Source organism: Sphaerotilus microaerophilus, assembly GCF_023734135.1.
Taxonomy (GTDB): Bacteria; Pseudomonadota; Gammaproteobacteria; order Burkholderiales; family Burkholderiaceae_C; genus Sphaerotilus; species Sphaerotilus microaerophilus.
Window position 1 is genome coordinate 3,616,091 of record NZ_AP025730.1, and the last position, 23,964, is coordinate 3,640,054.

Here is a 23,964-nt window from a genome sequence, read left to right on the forward strand (position 1 = left end):
AGCGCCGACGGGCCTGGCAGGCGCGCATTCTATGCACTTTCGCGGCAGGTGCCCGCCGCGGCGGGCGTTTGCCGCCGCATCGGCCACCCTCAATGCGACTCCCTCACCACCCAGGCCACGCCGAGCACGCACATCGCCACGCCAGCCAGCGTGAGCCCGCCCAGCGTCTCGCCGAACAGCCCCCAGGCCATCAGTGCCGTGCAGGGCGGCACGAGGTACAGCAGGCTGGTCACGCGGGTCGCCGCACCACGCTGGATCAGCAGGTACAGCAGCGAACTGCCCCCCAGCGTGAGGGCCAGCACCGACCAGGCCAGCGCGCCGACCAACGCCGGGTGCCAGACCACCGGGGCACTCTCCAGCAGTGCCAGCGGCGCGGTCACCGCCAGGGCAGCCATCAGCTGCACCGCATTGGCAGAGCGCACATCGCAGGGCGCGACATGGCGCTTCTGGTAGAGCGTGCCCACCGTGATGCTGGCCAGCGCGAGCAGGCCGAGCGACAGGTTGGCGGCGGTCACCTCGCCGATGCCGAGCTTGTGCCAGACCACCAGCAGCAGCCCTCCCTGCCCCAGCAGCAGGCCAGCCCACTGCCTTGGCGTGACGGGCTCGCGCAGGGCCTGGCCGGTGAGCGGGGAGCGCGCCTGCGCCGATACCCACAGCGCCGTCAGCAGCGGCTGCAGCCCGACGATCAGCGCCACGGTGCCCGCCCCCATGCCGCTGCGCACGGCCGCCCAGACCCCGCCCAGATACCCGCCATGCATCAGCACGCCGGTGAGCCCCAGGTGGCCCCACTGCGCCGCACCGCGTGGCCAGGCGACCCGCGCCAGGGCGATCCAGATCAGGAAGCAGCCCACCGAGAGCAGGTAGCGCAGGCTCAGGAAGCTCAGCGGCGGCGCATGCGGCATGCCGTAGCGCGCGACGATGAACCCGGTGCTCCAGATGAGCACGAACACCGCCGGCATGGCGCGCAGCCACGCCGTGCCCCCATCGGCACCACCAACTGCAGCAGAACCCCCGGGGCCCGCCACTCAGCGCGCCTTGGCCCGGATTTCGGGCAGTGCCTTGCGCAGGTAGTAGGCCATCGACCAGACCGTCAGCACGCTGGCCACCAGGATCGCCACCGTGCCCCACCAGCGCGTGTCGATGACACCGAACAGCAGGCCGTCATAGAGCAGGAAGGGGATGGCGGCCAGCTGGGCGGTGGTCTTGAGCTTGCCCAGCATGTGCACCGCCACGCTGCGCGACGCGCCGATCTGCGCCATCCACTCGCGCAGCGCCGAGATGGTGATTTCCCGCCCGATGATGATCAACGCCACCAGGGCGTTGACACGGTCGAGCTGCAGCAGGACCAGCAACGCGGCAGTCACGAGCAGCTTGTCGGCCACCGGGTCGAGGAAGGCGCCGAACGACGAGGTCTGGTTCAGCCGGCGGGCCAGGTAGCCGTCCAGCCAGTCGGTGGCCGCCACGACGATGAAGAGCAGCGTCGCCCACAGGTTGGCCGAACGGAGGTCCACCGGCAGGTAGAAGATCCCGATCACCAGGGGGATGGCAACGATGCGCGCCCAGGTGAGCAGCGTCGGCAGGGTGAAAAACATGGTGACATTGTGCACAGGTTCAAGTGCACGCCGGGTTCCCGCGTTCGTGGCCCCCGTTTGACGCGCTTCCCCCCCTCAATGCAGGGCACGGAAGATTTCCTCGGCCAGCTCGCGTGAAATGCCCTCGACCGTGGCCAGGTCGTCCACGCTGGCCGCCGCGACGCCGCGCACACCGCCAAAGCGCTGCAGCATCTTGGCGCGCTTCTTCGGACCGACGCCAGGGATGTCCTCCAGCCGGCTGCCCGAGGTGCGCACCGAGGCCCTCTTGGCGCGCATGCCGGTGATCGCGAAGCGGTGCGCCTCGTCGCGGATCTGCGCGATCAGCATCAGGGCGGCCGAGTCGCGCCCCAAGGCGATCTTCTCGCGCCCATCGGCAAACACCAGTTCCTCCAGCCCGACCTTGCGGCCCTCGCCCTTCTCGACGCCGACGATCAGCGCCAGATCGAGCCCCAGCGACTCGAACACCTCGCGCGCCATCGCCACCTGGCCGCGCCCGCCATCGACCAGCACCAGGTCCGGCAGGCGCCCCTGGCCCTGCTGCGCCGCCTCCGCCAGCTTCGCGTAGCGGCGCGTGAGCACCTGGCGCATCGCCGCGTAGTCATCGCCACCGGTGATGCCGGCGATGTTGAAGCGCCGGTACTGCGAGGGCTGCATGCGGTGCTGCTCGAACACCACGCAGGAGGCCTGCGTCGCCTCGCCCGCGGTGTGGCTGATGTCGAAGCACTCGATGCGCAGGCCGTCGAGCTGGGCGTCCATGCCCTCGGGCGCCAGGTCGAGCACCTCCACCAGCGCACGTGTGCGTGCCTGCTGCGAACCCTCCTCGGCCAGCAGCCGCGCCAGCGCCAGCTCGCAGCCCTGGACCGCCATGTCCAGCCAGGCGCGGCGCTGCTCGCGCGGCTGGTGCTGCGCCAGCACCCGGTGGCCCACCTGCTCGCCCAGCGCGGCCAGCAGCCGGCGATCGACCGCATGGCTGCACACCAGCAGCGGCGGGCAGGGGCTGCCGATGTAGTGCTGCGCCAGGAAGGCCTCCAGCACCTGCGTCTCGATCGCGCCGACGCCCGCCTCGGTCAGCGCCGCACCGGCCGTGGGCGCCTCGGCCGCAGCATCGTCCGGGAAGCCTGCCGAGGCAGCTTCCGGGTCAACGCCTGGTGCAGCGTCCGGCGTCTCATCGCCCTCATCGAGCGCACCGATCGCTGCGGCCTCCTCGACATGGGTCGGGAAGTAGGCCCGGTCGCCCAGGTGGCGTCCGCCACGCACCATCGCCAGGTTCACGCAGGCACGGCCGCCCTGCACCTTGACGGCCAGGATGTCGGTGTCGCGCTCGGCATCGGTGTCCACCGCCTGCTGGTGCAGCACCTTGGCCAGCGCGCCGATCTGGTCACGCAGCTGTGCCGCAGCCTCGAAATCCAGCCGCTCGGCCGCGTCCAGCATCTGCGCCTGCAGGCCATCCACCACCTCCTGGGTGTGGCCTTCCAGGAAGCGCACTGCGTGGGCCACGTCCTGCCGGTAGGCCTCGGCGCTGATCGCCTGCACGCAGGGCCCGGAGCAGCGGTGGATCTGGTACAGCAGGCAGGGACGGGTGCGGTTGTTGAACACCGTGTCCTCGCAGGTGCGCAGGCGGAACACCTTCTGCAGCAGCTGGATGCCCTCCTTCACCGCCCAGGCGCTCGGGTAGGGCCCGAAGTAGCGGTGGCGCCGGTCCACCGCGCCGCGGAAGTAGGCCACCCGCGGGTAGGCATGCGTGACCAGCTTCAGGTAGGGGTAGCTCTTGTCGTCCCGGAAGAGGATGTTGAAGCGCGGGTGCTGCGTCTTGATGAGGTTGTTCTCGAGCAGCAACGCTTCGGCCTCGGAGCGCACCACCGTCGTTTCCAGCCGGCGGATGCGCCCGACCATGTGGCCAATGCGCGTGCCGCCGTGGTCCTTGTGGAAGTAGCTGGAGACGCGCTTCTTCAGGTTGCGCGCCTTGCCCACGTAGAGCAGCTGGTCCTGCGCGTCGAAGTAGCGGTACACCCCCGGCAGCCCCGGCAGCGCGGCCACCTCGGCCAGCAGGCGCTGCCAAGCCAGCGCCGCCTCGTCGGGCGGGGCGGCGTCGTTCGGGATCGGTGCGGGCTCGTCGGCTTGCGGGTCTGACATATGGGGCGCGATTTTGCCGCTGCCCATAATGTGCCGATGCCCACCACCCCCGTTGCCTCGCTCGCCTGGGATCTCTTTTGCCGCGTCATCGACAACCACGGTGACCTGGGCGTGTGCTGGCGCCTCGCGGCCGACCTCGCCGACCGCGGCCACCGGGTCCGCCTGTGGGTCGACGACGCCAGCGCGCTGGCCTGGATGGCGCTGCCGGGCGGGCCGGGGGCCGCCGCCGTCCAGGTGCACCCCTGGCGCGACCCGCTGGCCGGCGAGGCGCCTGGCGACGTGGTCATCGAGGCCTTCGGCTGCGAGCCGCCCGCCGCCTTCATCGCCCGCATGGCCGCCGCCCCGGTCCCACCGGTGTGGATCAACCTGGAGTACCTCAGCGCCGAGGACTACGTCGAGCGCTCGCACGGCCTGCCGTCGCCGCAGTGGAGCGGCCCGGGCCGCGGCCTGACCAAGTGGTTTTACTACCCCGGCTACACCGCGGCCACCGGCGGGCTGCTGCGCGAGCGCGACCTGCTCGCCCGGCGCGGCCATCTCCAGGCGCCGCGCGAGCGCGCCGCCTTCCTGCAGGCACGGCTCGGGCTGGCACTGCGGCCAGGCCACGCCCCAGGGAGCACAGAAGACCTGGTGCTCCTGTTCGGATACCCGCAACCCGCGCTGAAGGACTGGCTCAGCACCTTCGCCGAGTCACCGGCCGGGCCAACCACCCTGCTGGTCACGCCCGGCCACAGCGCACGCGCGGTGGCCGATGCGCTGGACCTGAGCACAGCGCCGCCGCCGGGCGGGCAGTTGGAGCACGGCGCGCTGCGGGTGCACTTCCTGCCCCACGTCAGCCAGGTGGACTTCGACCGCCTGCTCTGGAGCTGCGACTGGAACCTGGTGCGCGGCGAGGACTCCGCCGTGCGCGCCCTCTGGGCCGGCCGCCCCTTCCTCTGGCAGCTCTACGTCCAGGCCGACGGTGCCCACCTGGCCAAGCTCGACGCCTTCCTGCGCCGCTACCTCGAAGGTGCCCCCGCCGATCTGGCCACCACACTGCGGCGTGCCTTCCGGGCCTGGAACGACGCGAGCGATGCTGCGGCCACGCCGTGCTGGTCGGCCTGTTGGACCGAATGGCGCCAGGCCTGGACCGCCTGGGCGAAAGACCGCGCCGGCCACTTCGCGGCGCAGCCCGACCTCGTCACGCAGCTGCTGGCCTTCATCGCCACCCATGCGCAGCCAGGCTCAGCCGGCTGATGCCCGGGCCGGACCCCGGGCAAACCGGGGATTTTCCCTGAACCAGAGTAGAATTAAAGGCTTTGCGGAGCCATGAGGCGCAGCCGAGGCACACGCCACGCCCCGCGAATCACCGCCCCACCCGCACACAGGCGTGTGCCGCGACTCCCCACCGACGGGAGCGTGCGCCTGAACTGCACCCAACCGTGCCCCCCTGGCGGGGCCTCATGGACATCGTTATGAAGATCGCACAGGAAATCCGCGCCGGCAACGTCATCATGCATGGCAAGGACCCGATGGTCGTCCTCAAGACCGAGTACAGCCGCGGTGGCCGCAATGCCGCCACCGTGCGCATGAAGCTCAAGAGCCTGCTGAACAACTCGGGCACCGAAGTCGTCTTCAAGGCCGACGACAAGATGGACCAGATCATCCTCGACAAGAAGGAGTGCACCTACTCCTACTTCGCCGACCCGATGTACGTGTTCATGGACACCGAGTTCAACCAGTACGAGGTCGAAGCCGAGAACATGGGCGACGCCATCAACTACCTGCAAGACGGCATGGAAGTTGAAGTGGTGTTCTACGACGGCAAGGCCATCTCCGTCGAACTGCCCACCAGCGTGGTTCGCCAGATCACCTGGACCGAGCCCGCCGTCAAGGGCGACACCTCGGGCAAGGTGCTCAAGCCGGCCAAGATCGCCACCGGCTACGAGATCATGGTGCCGATCTTCGTCGCACAAGACGACATGATCGAAATCGACACCCGCACCAACGAGTACCGCAAGCGCGTCTGACGCGCCTGGCAAGCCGCCGCCCCGCCATCACGGCAGGGTGCGGCGGCGCAACGCAACGGTGGCTGCACGTGAAGGTCCCGATACCGGAGCTGGTGCGGTTGTCACACCCCCGAAGATCGAGCACCGCGCCCACCACCCAATTGCATTGCTGAACACCCATGAAAAAAGCCGCCTTACGGCGGCTTTTGCTTTGCAGCGCGAAGGATTACTTCGAAGCGGCAGAAGCAGCGGCGTCAACCACAGCGGAGGCAGCGCCAGCCACAGCGGAAGCAGCACCAGCCACAGCGGAAGCGGCGGCGTCGGCAGCGGAGGCAGCCGGGGCAACCACGGCAGCAGCGGCGGAAGCAGCAGCGTCAACGGCGGGAGCAGCTTCCTTCTTGCCACAAGCGGCCAGAGCGGCAGCGGCGATCAGGGTAACCATCAGGAGCGACTTGTTCATGCTTATAACCTCAGGCAAAGAGTCAACCAATTACCGGTAATGGAGGGCCTCTGCAACCGCCGCCGAAGTCATCGCCGACACGCCGAACAGCCCCTCGAAGGAAATGGAACGCTCGAGCATTTCCACAACCAGCCTTCGATTATACATAGTTACCCGAATGCGCGCCTAGAGTCCGAGTAGGTTCACCGGAATACCAGGCCGGGAGCGCTCCGCCAGCCCGCGCAGATGCTGCAACCCACGCTGCAGCGCGGCCGGTTCGCGCACCCACCGAGCCCGGCCGAGCGACGCGTCGAGCAGCTCCACCCCGCAGTGGCCGGGGCACAGCGCCCACCCGAAAGGGGCCAGGCTGGCCCCATCGGCGGCCAGCACCCGCAGATCCACCAGATGCGACCAGGTGCGCCGCCAGGCTGTCCAGCGCGGATGCTGGCGTTGCAGCGGCGCATCATCGGCAACCAGAACGATCAGGCGGCGGCCCGGGCCCGCCCAGCGGTCCAGCTGCTCGATCCAGGCCCGCTCGCCCACCGGCCACTGCGACAGGTCGGCATCACACCACCACAGCTCGCGCGCGCCACGCTGCGCTGCCTCGCCCATCCAGGCGAGGAGTGCCGAGCGCAGAGCGGCGCGTCCATCGACGCGCTCGGACGGCGCCGGCCCCAGGGCAGGCGCGTCGCCTGCTTCAGGTGCGCCGACCGCGTCGCTTTCCGGGCTCATGATCGGCCTGCACAACGGGCTGCATAGCGGATTGCATCACGGGCTGCAGCCAGCCGTCCTCGACCCACAGGTCGAGTTGCTCACGCAGCGCGGCACTTGCCTTGGCCACTTCGGCGGCGCTCAGGCAGCGTGCATCGGCCAGGCGCCGCAACATCGCCGCGTCCTTGCCGGCGGCGCGCCAGGACTCGCCATTGAGGAAGACGTGGCGGTCGTCGTAGAGCATGCACGAACGCGCATCCAGGGCCACGCCACAGCCCTCGGGCAGCGGCTCGCCGATCTCGAAGTGCACCAGCGACTTCGGCTCGGACAGGTACTCGCCCAGCGCGCGGTCCAGTGCCCCCGGCTCGGACAGTGCCTTCAGCAGCCCCTCGGCCGCAAAGGCCTGCAGCTCGCCCGGGATGCGCCCCGGGGTTGGCGTGGCGGCCTGCTTCGGATCGCGGTAGACCACCGGGCGCGGCCCTTCGTCGCGCGGATCTTCCACCGCGTCGGCCAGGCGCAGCAGACTCTCGCGCACCAGCTCCGTGCGGTGCGGCGATCGAAAGCCCGCCGAGCAGGTCATGCACTCACCGTCCACCGCATCGCCGTCGTGCGCCCAGCCCGGCGGCAGGTAGAGCATGTCGCCGGGCTCGAGCACCCACTCTTCCTCGAACTCGAAGTTCTCGATGATCTTCACCGGCATGTCGGGCATCAGCCGTGCATCCGGATTGCGTCCGATGCGCCAGCGGCGCTTGCCGGCCACCTGGATCAGGAAGACGTCGTAGGAATCGAAGTGCGGGCCGACGCCGCCGCCCTCTGCCGCCCACGAGATCATCAGGTCGTCCAGCCGCGCCTGCGGCACGAAGCGGAAGCGGTTGAGCATCTCGGCCGCGGCCGGCACGTGCAGGTTCAGGCCCTGCACCAACACCGTCCAGCCGCCCTGCTTGAGCGCCGGCAGAGACTTGCGCGGCAGCGGCCCGCGCGCCAGGCGCCAGCTCGCCTCGCTGGCCACACCCTCGCCGCTGCGCACCACGAGGCGGGATTCCACTTCGTCGCTCGCCGCCAGCTCGAACAGCGCACGGCGGTCCACCGGCGGCTGCACGCCCGGCCAAGCCTGGCGCACCAGCAGCGGCCGGCGATGCCACCAGCGCTGCATGAACTCGGCCGGGCTCAGGCCGCCGAGCAATTCAGTGGGTTGATCGAGCGCGGGAACGGCCACATCGGCCGGCAGCGGCAGGGCGGTTCGAGTGGCGGCACGCCGGGGCTGGGTGGGGGAAGATGTCCTGTTTGCCATCCGCGGATTGTGCCGGGCAGGCCCGCGCGCATGCGATGATTCATATCATCATGATCATCCACGCACCCTGCGTCGTCAGCCTGGTCTGGCGACTTGAAGATGCCCAAGGCCAGCTGATCGACGAGCTGAGCGAACCGCTCGAGTTCTTCCTGGGCGGTGACGACCTGCTTGCCAAGGTGGAGGAGTGCCTGCTCGGCCACCAGAGTGGCTACAGCGCCACCCTGCACCTGGAACCTGAGAACGCCTTTGGCGAGTACCACGCCGAGTTGGTGTTCTTCGAGGAGCGCGCCATCTTCCCCGACGAGGTCGGCCCCGGCATGCAGTTCGAAGGCCCGCCTGAAGGCAGCCGCACACCTGACATGCCCGCCGACGTGATCTACACCGTCACCGAGGTCTACGACAGCCACGTCGTGCTCGACGGCAACCACCCGCTCGCCGGCCTCGCGCTGGTGCTGCAGCTGGAAGTGAAAGGCGTGCGCGAGGCCACCGACGAAGAGGTCGATGCGCGCACGGTGGGCGACTCCGGCCTGACCGTGCTCGGCCTGGGCGTCCCGGAAGACGCCACCCTGCACTGAGGTCCTACCCCCGTTGCGGCTGACGCCGCTCCCCCTCAAGGGGGCGTCACCAACGGACCGGCGAAGCCGGATCCGCGGTGACTGCCTGAGGACGCCATCGTCGTCTGCGCCTGGGCGCTACGCGCGCCCGGTCGAGCCGAAGCCGCCTTCGCCACGCGCGCTCTGCGCGAAGTCGCCCACCACCCTGAAGGCCGCCTGCACCACCGGCACGATCACCAACTGGGCGATGCGCTCCAGCGGCTGCACGGTGAAGGGCTCGCTGCCGCGGTTCCAGCAGCTCACCATCAACGGGCCCTGGTAGTCGCTGTCGATCAGGCCGACCAGGTTGCCCAGCACGATGCCGTGACGGTGGCCCAGCCCGGAGCGCGGCAGGATCATCGCCGCCAGGCCCGGGTCCCCCAGGTGCAGCGACAGGCCGGTGGGCAGCAGCACGGTCTGGCCGGGCGCCAGCACCAACGGCGCATCCAGGCAGGCACGCAGGTCCAGCCCGGCCGAGCCGGGGGTCGCGTAGGTCGGCAGCTGGTCCGCCAGGCGCGGATCGAGGATCTTCAGGTCGACAGTGACCGGCGAACGACTTGCGGCGCTGCTCACGCTGCCGCTCCGCGCTGCCATTGCGCCACCCGCCGGGCGATCTCGGCCACCAGCTCACGCGCCAGGGTCAGCTTGTCCACCGCGCTGCCGTCGGCCGGCAGCGCCTGGGTCGTCTGCGCATCGACCAGCAACAGCGCGTTGTCGTCGCGCCCGAAGGTGGCCGGGCCGAGGTTGCCGACGATCAGCGGCAGCTTCTTGCGCCGCAGCTTCTCGCGCGCGTGCTGCTCCAGCTTCTCGCTCTCGGCGGCAAAGCCCACGCAGTAGGGGCCACCCGGCAGCGCCGCCACGGCGGCCAGGATGTCCGGGTTCTCGCTGAGCTCGAAGATCGGCGCGATCTTCTTGCCGTCCTTCTTGATCTTCTGCGCCGACAGGCTGGCCGGCCGCCAGTCCGCCACCGCCGCGGTGGCGACGAAAACGTCGTGCGCCGCGGCCTGGGGCAGCACCGCGTCGTGCATCTGCCGGGCCGAGCGCACATCGATGCGCCGCACGCCGCGCGGCGTGTCCAGGTGAACCGGGCCGGCCACCAGCGTGACCTCGGCACCGGCCTCGCGGGCGGCACGCGCAATCGCGAAGCCCATCTTGCCGCTGGACAGGTTGGTGATGCCGCGCACCGGGTCGATCGCCTCGAAGGTCGGCCCGGCCGTGATCAGCAGGCGCCGCCCCGCCAGCGGCTTGGCGGCCAGCGCGGCGATCAGGTCCTCGACGATGGCCTCGGGCTCCAGCATGCGGCCATCGCCAAACTCGCCGCAGGCCTGCACGCCGCTGTCCACGCCCAGCACCAGGGCGCCATCGGCCGCCACCTGCACCAGGTTGCGCTGTGTGGCCGGGTGGGCCCACATCTCGCGGTTCATCGCCGGGGCCAGCACCAGGGGAACAGGTTGGTCACCCACACCCCAGGGGCGCGCCACGCAGACCAGGCTCAGCAGATCCTCGGCCCGGCCCTGTGCGAGGCGGGCGATGAAGTCCGCACTGGCCGGCGCCACCAGCACCGCATCGGCGCCACGCGTGAGGTTGATGTGCGGCATGCCGTTGGGCTCGCGCGCATCCCAGATGTCGGTGGCCACCGGGTGGCCGGACAGAGCCTGCATCGTGTCGACGGTGATGAAGCGCTGTGCCCCGGCCGTCATCACCACCTGCACATCCGCCCCCGCCTTGGTCAGCAGGCGCAGCAGTTCGGCGCTCTTGAAGCAGGCAATGCCGCCGGACAGCCCCAACACGATGCGGCGCCCGGCCAGGTCGAGGCGTTCCGTGCGTGATCCGCTACACGACGCGGCGCTCGACGCAGCGCCCGATGCGTTGGTTGTTTCGCTCATGGGCCGCGAGTCTATCCGCCGCCCCCGACAATCCGGCCACGATGATGCCGCCCCGCCACCTCCGCACTGACCGCCTCCGCACTGACCACCGCCATCCTGACCGCGTCCGCCTGGTCGCCCTCGCCATCGATCTGCTCGCGGCCTGTGCCGCGCAGGCACAGAATGTCCGGCCCGCCGCGGCGAGCACCGCCGCCTCGGCCGCCGCGTTGGAGCGCGTCGAAATCACCGGCGAGCGCGCCAGCGACACCGAGGAGCGGCGCCGCTCCACCGCGGCCAAGATCGTCATCGGGCGCGAGGAGATCGAGCGCCAGGGCGACTCGAACATCACCGAGATCCTCAAGCGCCTGCCCGGCGTGACGCTGGGCGGGCGGCCCGGGCGCGGTGGCGAGGTCCGCATGCGCGGCATGGGCAGCGGCTACACGCAGATCCTCATCAATGGCGAGCGCGCGCCAGCGGGCTTCTCCTTCGACCAGCTCTCGCCCGACCTGATCGAGCGCATCGAGGTGCTGCGCGCCCCCACCGCGGAAACCGGCGCACGCGCCGTTGCCGGCACGATCAACATCATCCTGCGCGAGGATGTGAAGAAGCGCCTCAACAACCTGAAGGTGGCGGTCGGCCAGGAGGACCAGGGCTGGCAGCCTTCGGTCTCCTGGAGCCGGGCCGAGCAGATCGAGTCCTTCGGCTACACCCTCAACGCCAACCTCTCGACCGGCGTGCGCGAGACGACCCGGCACACCCGCACCCAGCGCGGGTTCACCCCCGCCGGCAGCGAGGACGCCACGCTGCAGGTCGATCAGACCGACGACAACCGCAGCCGCGAGGAGCGCCTGCACAGCAGCCTGGGCGGGCGGCTGCAGTGGCGCCTGGGCCCGGGCGAGCTGCTGGCGCTGCAGCCCTTCGTGACCTTCAGCTCGGCCGACACCCACGGCGTCAGTGAACGGGTCGCCGCCCCCGGCACGACCCTGAGCGCCCTGCCCTACAGCCGCAGCGACACCGAGGCCACCTTCCACCTCGCCCGGCTCAATGGCAACTGGCAGAGTCGCTGGAGCGGCGGGCTACGCTCGGACCTGCGCGCCGGGATGAGCCAGTCCCGCTGGGCGGGCGACACGCAACGGCTGGACGGCAACACCGCCGCCTCGTCGCTGGCCAGCCGCACCCTGACCACGGCGGACGACCGCTGGTGGACGCTGGGCGGCAAGCTGACCCAGACGCTGGCCGGCGGGCATGCGCTGGCCGCCGGGCTGGAGACCGACGTCGGCCAGCGCGACCAGCGCAGCGACGGCGAAGGCAGCACCGCCAGCGACAACCTGGACGACAACCTGCAGGTCCGCACCTTCCGCGGCGCGCTCTGGCTGCAGGACGAATGGGACCTGGACGCCCACTGGGCCCTGCACGGCGGCCTGCGCTGGGAGAGCATCACCACCCGCAGCGAATGGGACGGCGGTGCGGTGCGCAACCGCAGCAGCGTCACCAGCCCGCTGCTGCATGCTGTGTGGCGGCCTTCGGAGGGCGGGCGCGACCAGCTGCGCGCCAGCCTCACGCGCAGCTACCGCGCGCCCAGCCTGCAAAACCTCGTGGCGCGACGCAGCATCTCGCGCAGCACGCCCACCGACCAGACCAACGAGGCCACCAGCCCGGACCGCATCGGCAACCCGGCCCTGAAGCCGGAGCTGGCCACCGGCATCGACCTGGCCTTCGAACACTACCTCGCCGACGGCGGGCTGATCAGCGCCAACGTCTTTCACCGCCGCATCTCGGGGCTGATCCGCAATGTCTCCACGCTGCAGACAGTGGACTGGGCGACGGCACCGCGCTGGGTGTCCCAGCCGCGCAACGTCGGCGACGCCAGCACCCAGGGCATCGAACTGGAGGCGAAGTACGCCCTCAAGGACCTGATGCAGGACGCCCCCGCGGTGGACCTGCGCCACAACCTGGCGCTGTTCCGCTCGCGCGTGGAGGGCATTCCCGGCCCGGACAACCGCATCGACCAGCAGCCGGACTGGACCGCCAACCTGGGTGCCGACTGGCGCGTGCGCGGCTGGCCGCTGACGCTCGGCGCGGGGCTCAACCTCACGCCCGGCTACACGGTGCAGACCAGCAGCGCCACTATTGCCAATGGCGCCACCATCGACCAGTGGTCCAGCCAGGACGCCAAGCGCGTGCTCGACGCCTACGCGCTGTGGACCTTCAACCCGGCGATGAAGCTGCGCCTGTCCGGCGCCAACCTGGTGTCACGCAACTTCGACAGCGGCAGCCTCGTGGTCAGCAGCGACGCCAGCGGCAGCACCCGCACCAGCGCCGTGACCTCGCAGCGCAGCACGACCAGCTGGCGCGTCGAACTTGAACTGAAACTCTGAAGCCCCCGCCGCCCTGACGGATCAGGCCGCCACCGACTGCGGCAGCAGGCAGACCACCTGGCGCAGCTTGCCAGAACCGGCGTCCGGCAGCGGTGCGGCGTCGCTCACCCAGACCCGCGCCTGCGGCAGGCCCTGGCCACGCAGGTAGTCGCGCAGCGCGTGCACCGCGGCATCGCAGGTGAAGGTCGGCGCGGCGCAGCGCGACAGGTCCAACCGCAGTTCGATGGCGTCCGGCTCGGTCTGGCGCAACTGGAAGCGGTGCACGTCAGCACCATCCTCGACCGCGGTGGTCAGCGCCATCGGCGCCAGGTGCACCACCCGGCCGTCGCCGTCGCTCAGGTGCAGCGTGTCGTCGTGGCGGCCCTCGACGGTGAACGAGGGCCGGTGGTTGCCGCAGGGGCAGGCATCGGCGAAGAAGGTCACGCTGTCGCCCAGGTCGTAGCGGATCAGCGGCTGGATGCGGTTGGCCAGGTTGGTCAGCAGCACCGAGTGCGAGGCCGTGCCGGGCGGCACCGGCGCACCCTGGCGATCGATCGGCTCCAGGATCACCCAGTCGTCGTTCAGGTGCAACCGGCCATGTTGGCACTCGAAGGCGATGCTCAGGCACTCCGAGGCGCCGTAGTCGTTCACCACCGGCGCACCGAAGCTCGCCTCGATCCACTGCCGCGTCGACAGCGCCAGCCGCTCGCCACCCGACCACAGCGCCAGCGGCGCGACCGCCAGCCGGCCCTCGCGCTGCCAGCGCGCCAGCTCGATCAGCAGGCTGGGGTAACTGGCCACGAAGGCCGGCTGCCAAGCCTGCAGCTCGGCGATCAGCCGCTCGGCCGGCCAGGTGACCGACATCGCCCGGGCCGAGTCCCCCATCCAGGGGTGCGTGCGGCACTGGCGGCGCCAGAAGGAGATGCTGGCGTAGGGCCCGTCCAGCGCCGAGATCAGCACGCTACGCGGGCGCAGCCCCCAGGGGCCGAGGCTGCCGCTGGCCGCCTGGGCCCACCAGCGGCTGACGGCCAGGCGCCGGTCCATGCGGGCTTCGAGCAGGCGGGCATACACGTCCAGGGCGGCCCGGTCGTGCAGGTAGATGGCCGGCTCGCCACTGGTGCCCGAGCTGCTCCACACCGCGTAACGGCCATCCAGCTCCTGGCCCTGGTTGGCTGGCTGGGCCGCGAAGGCGCGCGCGCGCTCCAGCGTCACCGCCGGGTCGGTGTGCCAGGCATCGAAGTTGGCCATCATCAGGCGCTTGTCCACCGTCGGCAGCGCCGTCCAGGGCGTGGACGGGTCCAGGCACTCGGCGTGATGCTGCCGATAGAAGGGTGAGAGGCGCTGCGCATGGCGCAGCAACTCGGCCGCACGGCGCTGCGCCATCGACGCGGCGAAGCCGTCGCTCAGGGCCAGGCTGCCGGGGCGGTCCGGGTCCGCCGAGCCCGGCCGCCCCCCCTGCGCCGGCAGGGGCGTGCCGAGCACCGTGGACCAGGCGCCCATCCAGCTGTCCAGCCAGCCCCAGGCGCTGTCCGTTACGGGGCGGGGAACCGCGGCAGGTCCCCGCGGCGGGTCATGGTCGTGGGCCATGTTGTCTCCAATGCACAGTGTGCTGTCGTGTTCGGGACACTATCTCGCAGCCCCCGCACCCACGCCAGAGGCTTTTACACATGCACCGGCCACAGCTTGAGCCGCATCAATCTGAGCCCCCGGCCAAGGACCGGCCGGCGCGGCCAGCCTGGTACGAACCGCCCGGTGGGTTCAGGCCACAGAGGGCACGATGCGCCCCTGCACCAGCTGCAGCGTGCGGTCGCAGCGCGCCGCCAGCTCCTGGTCGTGCGTGACCAGCACGAAGGCGGTGCCGCGCTCGCGCGCCAGCTCCAGCATCTGGTGGAACACGCCGGTGGCGGTGGTGCGATCGAGGTTGCCGGTGGGCTCGTCGGCCAGCACGCAGGCCGGTTCGCTGACCAGCGCGCGGGCGATCGCCACGCGCTGGCGCTCGCCGCCGGAGAGCTCGCCGGGGCGGTGCTGCACCCGCGACGCCAGGCCGACACGCTCCAGCTGGCGCTGCGCCCCTGCGCGCGCCTCGGCGATCGGCAGGCGGCGCATCAGCAGCGGCATCGCCACGTTGTCCAGCGCGCTGAACTCCGGCAGCAGGTGGTGGAACTGGTAGACGAAGCCCAGGTACCGGTTGCGCCAGCGCCCCTGTTCGGCCGCGCCCATGCCGGCCAGGTCGCGCCCGGCCAGCGTCACCCGGCCCGTGGTGGGCGCATCCAGCCCGCCCAGCAGGTGCAGCAGCGTGCTCTTGCCCGACCCGGAGGCGCCGACGATGGCCACCGTCTCGCCGCGGTGGATGGCCAGGTCCACGCCGTGCAGCACCGTCACATCCAGCGCTGTGGGCCCGCGGCCCTCGTGGAAACGCCGCGTCAGGCCCTGGGCGCTGATCACCACCTCGCCCATGAAGTCACTCATAGCGCAGCGCCTCCGCCGGGTTGACGCGGCTGGCACGCCAGCTCGGGTACAGCGTGGCCACAAAGGCCAGCACCAGCGAGATCAGCCCGATCGGCACGATGTCCGCCGCCTGCGGGTCGCTGGGCATCTGGGTGATCAGGTAGATGCTGCCGGGCAGGAAACTGGTGTGCAACAGCCGCTCCAGCGCCGGGATGATCACATCGATGTTGAAGGCCACCAGCAGCCCCAGCCCCAGCCCGCCGACGGTGCCCAGCACCCCCGATGCCGCGCCCTGCACCATGAAGATGCCCATGATCGAGCGCGGGCTGGCCCCAAGGGTGCGCAGGATGGCGATGTCGGCCTGCTTGTCCGTCACCGTCATCACCAGCGTGGACACCAAGTTGAACGCCGCCACCGCGACGATCAGCGTCAGGATGATGAACATCATGCGCTTCTCGATCTGCACCGCGTCGTACCAGGCCGCGTTGGTGCGCGTCCAGTCGCGCACCAGCACGCCGGGGCCGAGCGTCACGCCCAGCTGCGCGGATACCTCGCGCGCGGCCTGCTGGTCGGCCAGCCGCAGTTGCACGCCGATCGGCCCACCGGTGCGGAACAGCCGCGCCGCGTCGTCGATGTGCATCAGCGCCATGCCGCTGTCGTATTCATAGTGGCCGGCGTTGAAGGTGCCCACCACCGTCACCTGCTTCAGGCGCGGCACCACGCCGGCCGGGGTGGTCTGGCCGCTGGGCGTCACCAGCGTGATCGTGTCACCCTCCTGCACCCCCAGGCTGCGCGCCAGCTGCGAGCCCAGCACCACGCCCCAGCTGCCCGGGGTCAGCCGGGCCAGCACGCCGTCCTTGAGCTGCGCCGCCAGCGGCGTGACGTTCGCCTCCTCGGCCGGGTCGATGCCGCGCACGATCGCGCCGCGCATGTCCTCGCCCCGGGCAATCAGCGCCTGCGAGCTGACGAAGGGCGCTGCCGCCCGCACCTGCGGATGCTGCGCCGCCTTGGCGGCCAGCGCGCGCCAGTCCTCCAGCGCTGCGCCGCCGGCGTCGAACAGTTCGATGTGCGCGATCACGCTCAGCATGCGGTCGCGCACCTCCTTCTGGAAGCCGTTCATCACACTCAGCACGATGATCAGCGCCGCCACGCCGAGCGAGATGCCGATCATCGACACACCGGAAATGAAGGAGATGAAGCCGTTGCGCCGGCCCGCACGGCCCGCGCGGGTGTAGCGCCAGCCCAGGCGCACTTCATACGGCATCTCGTAAGGCCAGTTCATGGGCGGGCATGCTACCCGAGCCGGATAATCCGCCTGTGTCTGCCCCAGCCCCCTCCGCGTCCCACGCACCCTCTGCCTCCCCCGCCACTGCCGGCGCGCCGCCCACGCACCTCGTGCTGCCGCACGCCAGCGCGATGAGCCCCGCCGCCGAGGCCGCCCTGAAGGTGCTGCGCCTACCCCACCTCGAAGCCCTGCTCGCCCGCCTGGCGCTCACCGGCCGCGACGAGGCCGACGAGTACAGCCGCACCCCACCGCACGAGCGCGCGCTCGCCCGCCTGCTCGGCTGGCAGGGCGAGGACGGGCGCTGGCCCCTGGCCGCGCACTGGGCCGCTGCCGACGGCCTGCCGGTACACGCCCCTGATACCTCCCCCGCCGACGCCTGGGCCCTGGTCACCCCGGTGCACTGGCACGTCGGCAGCGACCAGATCGCCCTGCTCGACCCTGCCGCGCTGAACCTGGGCGAGGCCGAGTCGCGCGCCCTCTTCGACGTCGTGCGCCCCTCCTTCGAGGCCGAAGGCTGGATGGCCCACTGGGGCGCACCGCTGCGCTGGTACGTGCGCCACGCCAGCCTGGCCGGGCTGGAGACCGCCTCGCTGGACCGCGCCATCGGCCGCAACCTGGACCTCTGGATCTCCAACGACCTGGCCGCCCGCCCGATGCGCCGCCTGCAGGTCGAGGCGCAGATGCTCTGGCACGAGCACCCCGTCAACGAGGCGCGCGAGGAGCGCCGCGAGCTGCCGGTCAACTCCTTCTGGCTCAGCGGCAGCGGTGCGCCGCAGCCCGGTGCGCTTCCCGGCGACACGCGCATCGACGACCGCCTGCGCGCCCCCCTGCTGGCCGGCGACTGGGCCGCCTGGGTGGCGGCCTGGAGCGAGCTCGATGCCGGCCCGATCGCTCAGCTGCTGGCCGCCACCGCGCGCGGCAGCGCCGTTCAGCTCACCCTGTGCGGCGAGCGCCACGCCCACACCTGGCAGACCCAGCCGCGCGGCCTGCTCGCGCGCTGGTTCGGCCCCAAACGCCGCGACGCCCTGCCTGTGCTGACCGAACTCTGATCGCCTCCTGACCTTCCGTCTCCCCGAACAAGAATGAACCCGACGATTGCCGTGCGCGACGTTCCCCCTCGCGCCGCTTGGGCGCTGGAGCAGGCCGGCGTGCACCCGCTGCTCGCCCGCCTATTCGCCGCCCGCGGCATCCGCAGCGCCCAGGAGCTGGACGACGGCCTGGCCAAGCTGATCCCGCCCGCCGAACTCAAGGGCGCGGACGCCGCCGCCAGGCTGCTGGCCGATACCCTGGACAGCGGCCGCCCGATCGTCGTCGTGGCCGACTACGACTGCGACGGCGCCACCGCCTGCGCCGTCGCGCTGCGCGGCCTGGCGATGCTCGGGGCCCGGCCCGGCACCTTGCACTACGTGGTGCCCGACCGCGCCATCCACGGCTACGGCCTGACGCCAGCGATCGTCGACCTGGCCATGGCGCACCGCCCGGCCCTGCTGGTCACCGTGGACAACGGCATCGCCAGCCACGCCGGCGTTGCCCACGCCCGTGCGCTGGGCCTGAAAGTGCTGGTCACCGACCACCACCTGCCCGCCGCGGGGCCGGACGGCGTGCCCACGCTCCCGGCCGCGGACGTCATCGTCAACCCCAGCCAGCCCGGCTGCGGCTTCGAGAGCAAGTCGCTCGCCGGCGTGGGCGTGATGTTCTACGTGCTGCTCGCCCTGCGCGCCGAGCTGCGCGCGCGCGGCGCCTTCGACGCCAGCAACCAGCCCAAGCTGGACGCCTTGCTCGACCTCGTGGCGCTGGGCACCGTGGCCGACGTGGTCCGGCTCGACGCCAACAACCGCCGCCTCGTCGCCCAGGGCTTGAAGCGCATCCGCGCCGGGCGCATGCAGGCCGGCGTGGCTGCGCTCTTCGCCGCCGCCGGCCGCAGCGCCCAGCGCGCCAGCGCCTTCGACTTCGGCTTTGCCCTGGGCCCACGCCTGAACGCCGCCGGCCGGCTGGCCGACATGACACTCGGCATCGAGTGCCTGCTGACCGACGACGCCGGCCGCGCCGCCGAACTCGCCCGCCAGCTCGACGCCATCAACCGCGAGCGCCGCGAGGTGGAAGCCGGCATGCGCGAACAGGCCGAGGCCCTGCTCGACCTGCTCATGCCCACGGTGGCCGGCGAGGCCGGCACGCCGCCGCCCGCCGTGGTGCTCTTCGACCCCGACTTCCACGAAGGCGTGGTCGGCATCGTCGCCGGCCGCGTCAAGGACCGCCTGCACCGCCCCACCTTCGTCTTCGCCATCGGTGCGGACGGCCTGCTCAAGGGCTCCGGCCGCTCCATCCCGGGCTTTCACCTGCGCGACGCGCTGGACCTCGTCGCCAAGCGCCACCCCGAGGTGCTGAAAAAGTTCGGCGGCCACGCCATGGCCGCCGGCTGCACGATGGCGGAGGAGGACTTCGACACCTTCGACGCCGCTTTCCAGCAGGTCGCCCGCGAGTGGCTGGACCCCGCCGCGCTGCAGCGCCAGATCGCCACCGACGGCCCGCTGGCGGCCGAGTACTTCCAGCCCGCCACCATCGCCCTGCTCGACGCCCAGGTCTGGGGCCAGGCCTTCGAGGCCCCGGTCTTCACCGACGAGGTCGAGATCGTCAACCAGCGCCTGGTCGGCGAGAAGCACCTCAAGCTCAGCGTGCGCCACGCCGGCCAACTGCGCGACGCCATCTGGTTCGGCCAGAGCCAGCCACTGCCCGCCAAGGTGCGGCTCGCGTACCGGATCAGCCTGGATGAGTACCAGGGAAGGCAGCGGGTGCAGATGGTGGTGGAGGGGGTGGGCTGACGCCTGCGGATGCGCCGCGCGACCCCGCAGAGGAAATGGCTAAAATGGCCAATCTTGCAACCACCGGGAATCAGGAGCAGATCATGAACGTGACCGCCACCGACGCCAAGAACCGCTTCGGCGCCCTGTGCCTGCAGGCCAAGGAAGAGCCTGTCATCGTCGAAAAGGCTGGCCGGCCCGATACCGTGCTGCTGTCCTGGGCCGACTACCAGCGCCTGACGGCAGAGCGCGATGCCGAGCAGCGCCAGGCCGACTTCAACCAGCGCTATGCAGGCTGGCTGGCCGAACAGAACGCCCAGTTCGACGCCCACGGCCTGTGGAACGACGACCTGCGGGTCTGGTAACCGGCCCGGCGGCCCTCATGGCGCAATACGACGTCTACCCCAACCCGAGCGCAAGCTCCCAGGCCACCGTGCCCTACGTGGTGGACGTGCAAAGCCGTCTGCTGGGCGAGCTGCGCACTCGACTCGTCATCCCGCTGGCTCGCGATAGCGGCTCGCCCCATCCACGCCCCAGCCGCCTGGCACCCACGTTCCAGATCGACGGAGTCACCGTGGTCGCCCAAGCCTGGCTGGCCGCGCCACTGGATGCCCGTTTGCTGAAGCAGCCCGTGGCGTCGCTGGCGCACCGGGGCGCGGAACTGCGCGACGCGCTGGATGCGGTCTGCGCTGGGTTGTAGGGCCTCGCCACAACCCCATCCACACCTCCGGCGCTGCCTGAAAATCCGCCGGCCCTCCGGGCCGGCCCCGGCCCCAGGCTCCGCCTGGGGCCCAACAGCCCCTCAGCGGGCTCCGCCCGCCTCGTCCAACACCCCCATTCCGCCTCCGGCGCTGGGCTCGATGGACCTCAGGGCGAAGCGGAAGCCAATGCCTGCGCTGCGGAGGTCGCGGCGGGAATGGATGCGGGACGCGGAGCGGGCGTGCCAGGCCCCCATGCCCCAGGAGCCGCCGCGCAGCACGCGGGAGACACCGCCTTGACCGCCGTCGGGGTCTTCCACTGGATCCACCTCGTAGGTCCGCCGGGCATCGGCGCACCACTCTGACACGTTGCCATGCATCTGGTACAGGCCCCAGCCATTGGCCGGCAGCGCATTTACCGGCACCGTGCGTCCCCGGTACTCGCCCTTGCGGGCGCCGGGAGGCGGGTGATTGCCGTGGTAGTTCACTTGGTCGGTGCCGATGGCCTCGCCGAAGTGATACGCCGTCGCCGTACCCGCCCGACAGGCGTATTCCCACTGCGCTTCAGTGGGCAGCAGCGCTTCGGCACCGGGGATCTGGCGGCTCAACGCGGGCAGCAACTTCTCGCTGATGTCATCCCAGCTCACCTGCTCCACCGGCAGATCCAAGTCACCGGCAATGTGGCCGGGCGTGTCGCCCACTACCGCCTGCCACAGCGCCTGAGTGCAGGCCGTATCGGCCAGCCAAAAGCCGCGTGTCAGCTTGACCCGGTGGCAAGGCGCCTCGCCCTCAATGCGCTTCTTCCACCAGTCCTCGCCCTGCTCGCCAAAACGCTGGCGCTCCGCCGCGGCCACCCCCATCCTGAACTCACCCGGCTCGATCCAGCGCAGCCGCTGCACCACACCGCCGACCTCGATCTCACACCACAGCCCGTAGCGGTCGTCGCCCCAAGCGCTGGCGCAGAGCGGGGGAAAGGGGTCGGGGAAGACGCGGCCGGCGAAGGGATCTTCATACGGCTTCATTTACGCTTCGCCTTCCGCCGAGATTTTGTCGGCTTTGACACCTCCGCCCACGCAAAGTCCATTCCGCCTTCGGCGCCGGCCTCGATGCACTTCAGGGCAAAACGAAACCCACGGGTGTCGACCCGGGAATTGTGAAAAGAGCGAGCGCGGTAGCCGGAACGGGCCCTCCGGGGTTCGCTGAACCACGCGCCGCCGCGCAGCACGCGGTTGCCATCTTCTTGACCTCCGTTCGGATCTGACACCGGCTCGACGCCGTAGATCCTTCGTGCATCGGCGCACCATTCATCCACGTTGCCGTGCATTTCGTACAGACCCCAGGGGTTGGCCGGCAGGGACTTGACCACAATGGTCCTGCCCACATTGCTGCCAAAGTTTGCCTGCTCCGGCGAGATGTCATTGCCAAAGCAGTAGCGCGTGGCTGTGCCGGCCCGGCAGGCGTATTCCCACTGCGCTTCGGTGGGCAGCGCAGTCTCAACGACCACAGGCAGCTTCCGCTCCAGGCGAGTCAGGAAGCTCAGCGCGTCGTCCCAGCTCACGCTGTCCACAGGCAGGCTCGGGTCGCCCGTGAACTGGCTGGGGTTCTCGCCGCCCATCACCGCCAGCCACAACGCCTGGGTGCAGCAGGTGTCGGCCAGCCAGAAGCCTCGGGTCAGCGTTACTTCGTGCTGCGGGCCGTCGAGGGTGTAACGCCCAGGTTCATCTCCGGGGGAGCCCATAAGGAACCGCCCGGGCGGGATCCACCGCATGCGTTGAGAGACACCGGCGACTTCCAGGGTGGCGAAGAGGCCGTAGCGGTCGAGGCCCCAGTCGCTGGCCCAGGCGGGACGGACCAGTTCGGTAAAGGTCAGTTCCTGTCCCTGGGCGCTGAAAACCAGACGCTGACCTGGATCCCCAGAACGCACCAAGGCAACGGGGCTTAGAACCGGCTCGCGCAGTACCACCCTCTGCCCGAGGCACGAACCTTCGATCCAGCAGCTATCGGACAGGAAAGAGAACGAGCGATCCTGCTTGACTGGGGAGGTCGAGGCCAGACGCACCGCACGGTCCTGCATTTCCAGTGTCCAGTTGACGATGTCGATGGAGTTCCGATTGCGCGTTTGCCGCAGGGCAGCATGCACATGCTCGGCGCTCAACCCCTGAGGAACGGTGATGCGGTCGCTCAAGGCCCAGACTTGACTGATCCAGCGCGACTGATCAGCCATGAATGCCGCGTCCGAGCCGGTGCGGGCCAGCAGGTCCGTGGCGTAGCCGCGCGCTGCGTCGCTGACCGCCCCACGCGATGCATCCTGCTTGACGCGTTCTGACCAAGCCAGCGTCCACTTGCGGGCGCTCTCAACCGTTGCGGCTTCTGCATCCGCGGCCGCCTTTCTGGCATGCGCCTGCCAGATCAGTACTTCGGTTGTTTCCGTGGACCGACCGTGGCAGCGATGGGCAGCCAAGAGGCGGCCGAGCACGACTCGCTGTGCCTGCTCACCGAGTTCGCCGAAACGGCGTCGGTACTCGGGCGCATGTTCAGCCGACAGCGCTCGGCTCACCCGGCTGCTGCGCACGACTGGCTGGCGGCTCCAGGCGAGCGCCTCCAGACCCGGCTCGGCCGCGAGGGCCGGCAACGTGTGACGCAGGCTGCGCAGCAGCGCGGGTTCCAGGTGGATACAGATGCTGGCGCGGACCAGCAGTTCGTCGCAAAGGTCGTTCTGCCGCTGCTGGTGGCGCTCGATGTGCGTCTCCAGACTGCTTGCCCCAGGGCGACCGGCGGCACGCACTCGGGACGGGTTGGGCGTCAGGCAATGCACTTCGTCAGCATGCGCTGCCAGGGCAGGTGCCACCCAACCAGGCCCCTGGGGCACCCAGGCAGTGGTGGCAACGCCATCGGCTCGCCAGCGCTGGAGCGCACGCATCCAGCGGCGTGCGGGAGCGGCATGGCGCGCCAGCCCGCCCAGGTCGGAAAGCAGCAGCACGCGGCTGCCAGAGGGGATGTCGGGCAGGTCGGCGGCGTCGCCTGGGCGCTCTGTGTTGTCTTTGCGCCACGGGCTGCCGGGCCAACGCTCCGGCCAAGCGACGCGCTCGGGCGCCCACTCGCCCCAGACTTCGTCCGGCCCATCGTGCACCTGCCACAGCCGCAGGCCGGCGGCGCCGTGCAGGTGATGCAGCTCAGCGATCAGGCGCCGGTAGTCCTCGGCATAGGGCGTGAGGCGGTCGGCCGCGTCCCAGAGCACGAAAACCTGCGCGGTCAGGCCGCTGTGGCGCCGGGCCGGCAGGCGCCGCGGCAGCTCGCCGCGCGACAGGTGGGCGACCAGCCGGGGCAGATCGACGCCGGCTGTCCAGCGCTGCTGCAGCGACTGGCGCAGCCGGGGCCACAGGCGTTCACGCCGTACTAGGGGCTGGAAGGGCAGCGGCAGGCCGGAGGGCTCGCAGTCCTTGTCTGACAGGGGCTCAATGGCTTCGGCGACGGCCTTTGCCGCCTCGGCTTCTTCAGGCATCGGTTCCGGCAGCCTTCGATAGCCGGTCAGGGCAAAGAAGCTGGTTTGCAGCACCGGTGGTGTGGCCTTCGGTTCAACGGCGCTGACGATGTGTGCCGTGTCCTCACCGGACTCCGTAGCGTGCAGAACGGCGAAAACCGGTGGAGGTGGATCGTTGCGGACGAATTCGAGGACTGCCGCAATTCGCCGCTCAGCATCAGCCCCGACGGCCTGATGCAGCGCCCGCAAGAGGTCAGCGCGGCCGGTGAGAGACAGGCGTCCGTTCAC

20 protein-coding genes are annotated in these 23,964 nt (G+C 70.6%); 8 read left to right on the plus strand and 12 right to left on the minus strand.

Features of this window, described 5'->3' with window-relative positions; translation table 11 throughout:
- Positions 1 to 89 precede the first annotated feature (89 nt).
- The 3 genes from NGK70_RS15525 to uvrC form a co-directional block, all read right to left on the minus strand.
- Positions 90 to 959 carry a DMT family transporter gene (locus tag NGK70_RS15525; protein WP_251969421.1) on the minus strand — a complete coding sequence of 290 codons (870 nt, stop codon included), beginning with the start codon at positions 957 to 959 and terminating at the stop codon, positions 90 to 92.
- 66 nt (positions 960 to 1,025) lie between these two features.
- Complete coding sequence (pgsA, locus tag NGK70_RS15530; protein ID WP_251969422.1) at positions 1,026 to 1,592, minus strand: CDP-diacylglycerol--glycerol-3-phosphate 3-phosphatidyltransferase; 567 nt, start codon at positions 1,590 to 1,592, stop codon at positions 1,026 to 1,028.
- Between the two features lie 75 nt (positions 1,593 to 1,667).
- The gene (gene uvrC / locus NGK70_RS15535) at positions 1,668 to 3,725 is read right to left on the minus strand and encodes an excinuclease ABC subunit UvrC (protein WP_251969423.1); all 2,058 of its coding nucleotides are present in this window, start codon (positions 3,723 to 3,725) and stop codon (positions 1,668 to 1,670) included.
- Positions 3,726 to 3,761: 36 nt separating this feature from the next.
- Between uvrC and earP the strand changes: the two genes are divergently transcribed.
- Both earP and efp read left to right on the plus strand, forming a co-directional pair.
- A complete protein-coding gene (earP, locus tag NGK70_RS15540; protein ID WP_251969424.1) occupies positions 3,762 to 4,958 on the plus strand; it encodes an elongation factor P maturation arginine rhamnosyltransferase EarP in 1,197 nt (398 codons plus the stop codon).
- Positions 4,959 to 5,176: 218 nt separating this feature from the next.
- A complete protein-coding gene (efp, locus tag NGK70_RS15545) occupies positions 5,177 to 5,731 on the plus strand; it encodes an elongation factor P (RefSeq protein WP_251973798.1) in 555 nt (184 codons plus the stop codon).
- Positions 5,732 to 6,335: 604 nt separating this feature from the next.
- On the opposite strand, the gene NGK70_RS15550 is transcribed toward efp, so the two are convergent.
- A complete protein-coding gene (locus tag NGK70_RS15550; RefSeq protein ID WP_251969425.1) occupies positions 6,336 to 6,881 on the minus strand; it encodes a hypothetical protein in 546 nt (181 codons plus the stop codon).
- The gene (locus NGK70_RS15555) at positions 6,847 to 8,013 is read right to left on the minus strand and encodes a JmjC domain-containing protein (RefSeq protein WP_251973799.1); all 1,167 of its coding nucleotides are present in this window, start codon (positions 8,011 to 8,013) and stop codon (positions 6,847 to 6,849) included. Before NGK70_RS15555 ends, NGK70_RS15550 begins: the two co-directional genes overlap by 35 nt.
- A 188-nt stretch (positions 8,014 to 8,201) precedes the next feature.
- Here NGK70_RS15555 and NGK70_RS15560 point away from each other — a divergent pair, with 188 nt between their 5' ends.
- Positions 8,202 to 8,726 (plus strand): FKBP-type peptidyl-prolyl cis-trans isomerase, encoded by a 525-nt coding sequence (locus NGK70_RS15560; protein ID WP_251969426.1) that lies wholly within the window; start codon positions 8,202 to 8,204, stop codon positions 8,724 to 8,726.
- A gap of 117 nt (positions 8,727 to 8,843) precedes the next feature.
- Here NGK70_RS15560 and dut read toward each other — a convergent pair whose 3' ends face one another.
- Together dut and coaBC are read right to left on the minus strand one after the other, a co-directional pair.
- Positions 8,844 to 9,317, minus strand: a complete 474-nt coding sequence (gene dut, locus NGK70_RS15565; RefSeq protein ID WP_251969427.1) for a dUTP diphosphatase — start codon at positions 9,315 to 9,317, stop codon at positions 8,844 to 8,846.
- Entirely contained in the window at positions 9,314 to 10,630 is a 1,317-nt protein-coding gene (gene coaBC / locus NGK70_RS15570) for a bifunctional phosphopantothenoylcysteine decarboxylase/phosphopantothenate--cysteine ligase CoaBC (protein WP_251969428.1), read from the minus strand. Before coaBC ends, dut begins: the two co-directional genes overlap by 4 nt.
- A gap of 41 nt (positions 10,631 to 10,671) precedes the next feature.
- Here coaBC and NGK70_RS15575 point away from each other — a divergent pair, with 41 nt between their 5' ends.
- On the plus strand, positions 10,672 to 12,987 hold the full coding sequence (locus tag NGK70_RS15575; protein WP_251969429.1) for a TonB-dependent receptor plug domain-containing protein: 2,316 nt from the start codon (positions 10,672 to 10,674) through the stop codon (positions 12,985 to 12,987).
- Between the two features lie 21 nt (positions 12,988 to 13,008).
- On the opposite strand, the gene NGK70_RS15580 is transcribed toward NGK70_RS15575, so the two are convergent.
- From NGK70_RS15580 to NGK70_RS15590, 3 genes are all read right to left on the minus strand, one after another.
- Positions 13,009 to 14,553, minus strand: coding sequence for a phenylacetate--CoA ligase family protein (locus NGK70_RS15580; RefSeq protein ID WP_251969430.1), 1,545 nt, complete (start codon positions 14,551 to 14,553; stop codon positions 13,009 to 13,011).
- 171 nt (positions 14,554 to 14,724) lie between these two features.
- Positions 14,725 to 15,423, minus strand: coding sequence for an ABC transporter ATP-binding protein (locus NGK70_RS15585; RefSeq protein ID WP_428985618.1), 699 nt, complete (start codon positions 15,421 to 15,423; stop codon positions 14,725 to 14,727).
- 4 nt (positions 15,424 to 15,427) lie between these two features.
- The gene (locus NGK70_RS15590; protein WP_251969432.1) at positions 15,428 to 16,696 is read right to left on the minus strand and encodes a lipoprotein-releasing ABC transporter permease subunit; all 1,269 of its coding nucleotides are present in this window, start codon (positions 16,694 to 16,696) and stop codon (positions 15,428 to 15,430) included.
- A gap of 134 nt (positions 16,697 to 16,830) precedes the next feature.
- Here NGK70_RS15590 and NGK70_RS15595 point away from each other — a divergent pair, with 134 nt between their 5' ends.
- The 4 genes from NGK70_RS15595 to NGK70_RS15610 all read left to right on the plus strand — a co-directional run bounded on the left by NGK70_RS15595 (position 16,831) and on the right by NGK70_RS15610 (position 20,197).
- Complete coding sequence (locus NGK70_RS15595; RefSeq protein ID WP_251969433.1) at positions 16,831 to 17,748, plus strand: hypothetical protein; 918 nt, start codon at positions 16,831 to 16,833, stop codon at positions 17,746 to 17,748.
- A gap of 33 nt (positions 17,749 to 17,781) precedes the next feature.
- Positions 17,782 to 19,518, plus strand: coding sequence for a single-stranded-DNA-specific exonuclease RecJ (gene recJ, locus NGK70_RS15600; RefSeq protein WP_251969434.1), 1,737 nt, complete (start codon positions 17,782 to 17,784; stop codon positions 19,516 to 19,518).
- An 83-nt stretch (positions 19,519 to 19,601) separates the two neighbouring features.
- Positions 19,602 to 19,862, plus strand: coding sequence for a type II toxin-antitoxin system prevent-host-death family antitoxin (locus tag NGK70_RS15605; RefSeq protein WP_251969435.1), 261 nt, complete (start codon positions 19,602 to 19,604; stop codon positions 19,860 to 19,862).
- Positions 19,863 to 19,879: 17 nt separating this feature from the next.
- Complete coding sequence (locus NGK70_RS15610) at positions 19,880 to 20,197, plus strand: CcdB family protein (RefSeq protein WP_251969436.1); 318 nt, start codon at positions 19,880 to 19,882, stop codon at positions 20,195 to 20,197.
- A gap of 102 nt (positions 20,198 to 20,299) precedes the next feature.
- On the opposite strand, the gene NGK70_RS15615 is transcribed toward NGK70_RS15610, so the two are convergent.
- Positions 20,300 to 21,217: a formylglycine-generating enzyme family protein gene (locus NGK70_RS15615; RefSeq protein WP_251969437.1), complete on the minus strand. Its 918-nt coding sequence runs from the start codon at positions 21,215 to 21,217 to the stop codon at positions 20,300 to 20,302.
- On the minus strand, positions 21,214 to 23,964 hold the full coding sequence (locus tag NGK70_RS15620) for a formylglycine-generating enzyme family protein (protein ID WP_251969438.1): 2,751 nt from the start codon (positions 23,962 to 23,964) through the stop codon (positions 21,214 to 21,216). Before NGK70_RS15620 ends, NGK70_RS15615 begins: the two co-directional genes overlap by 4 nt.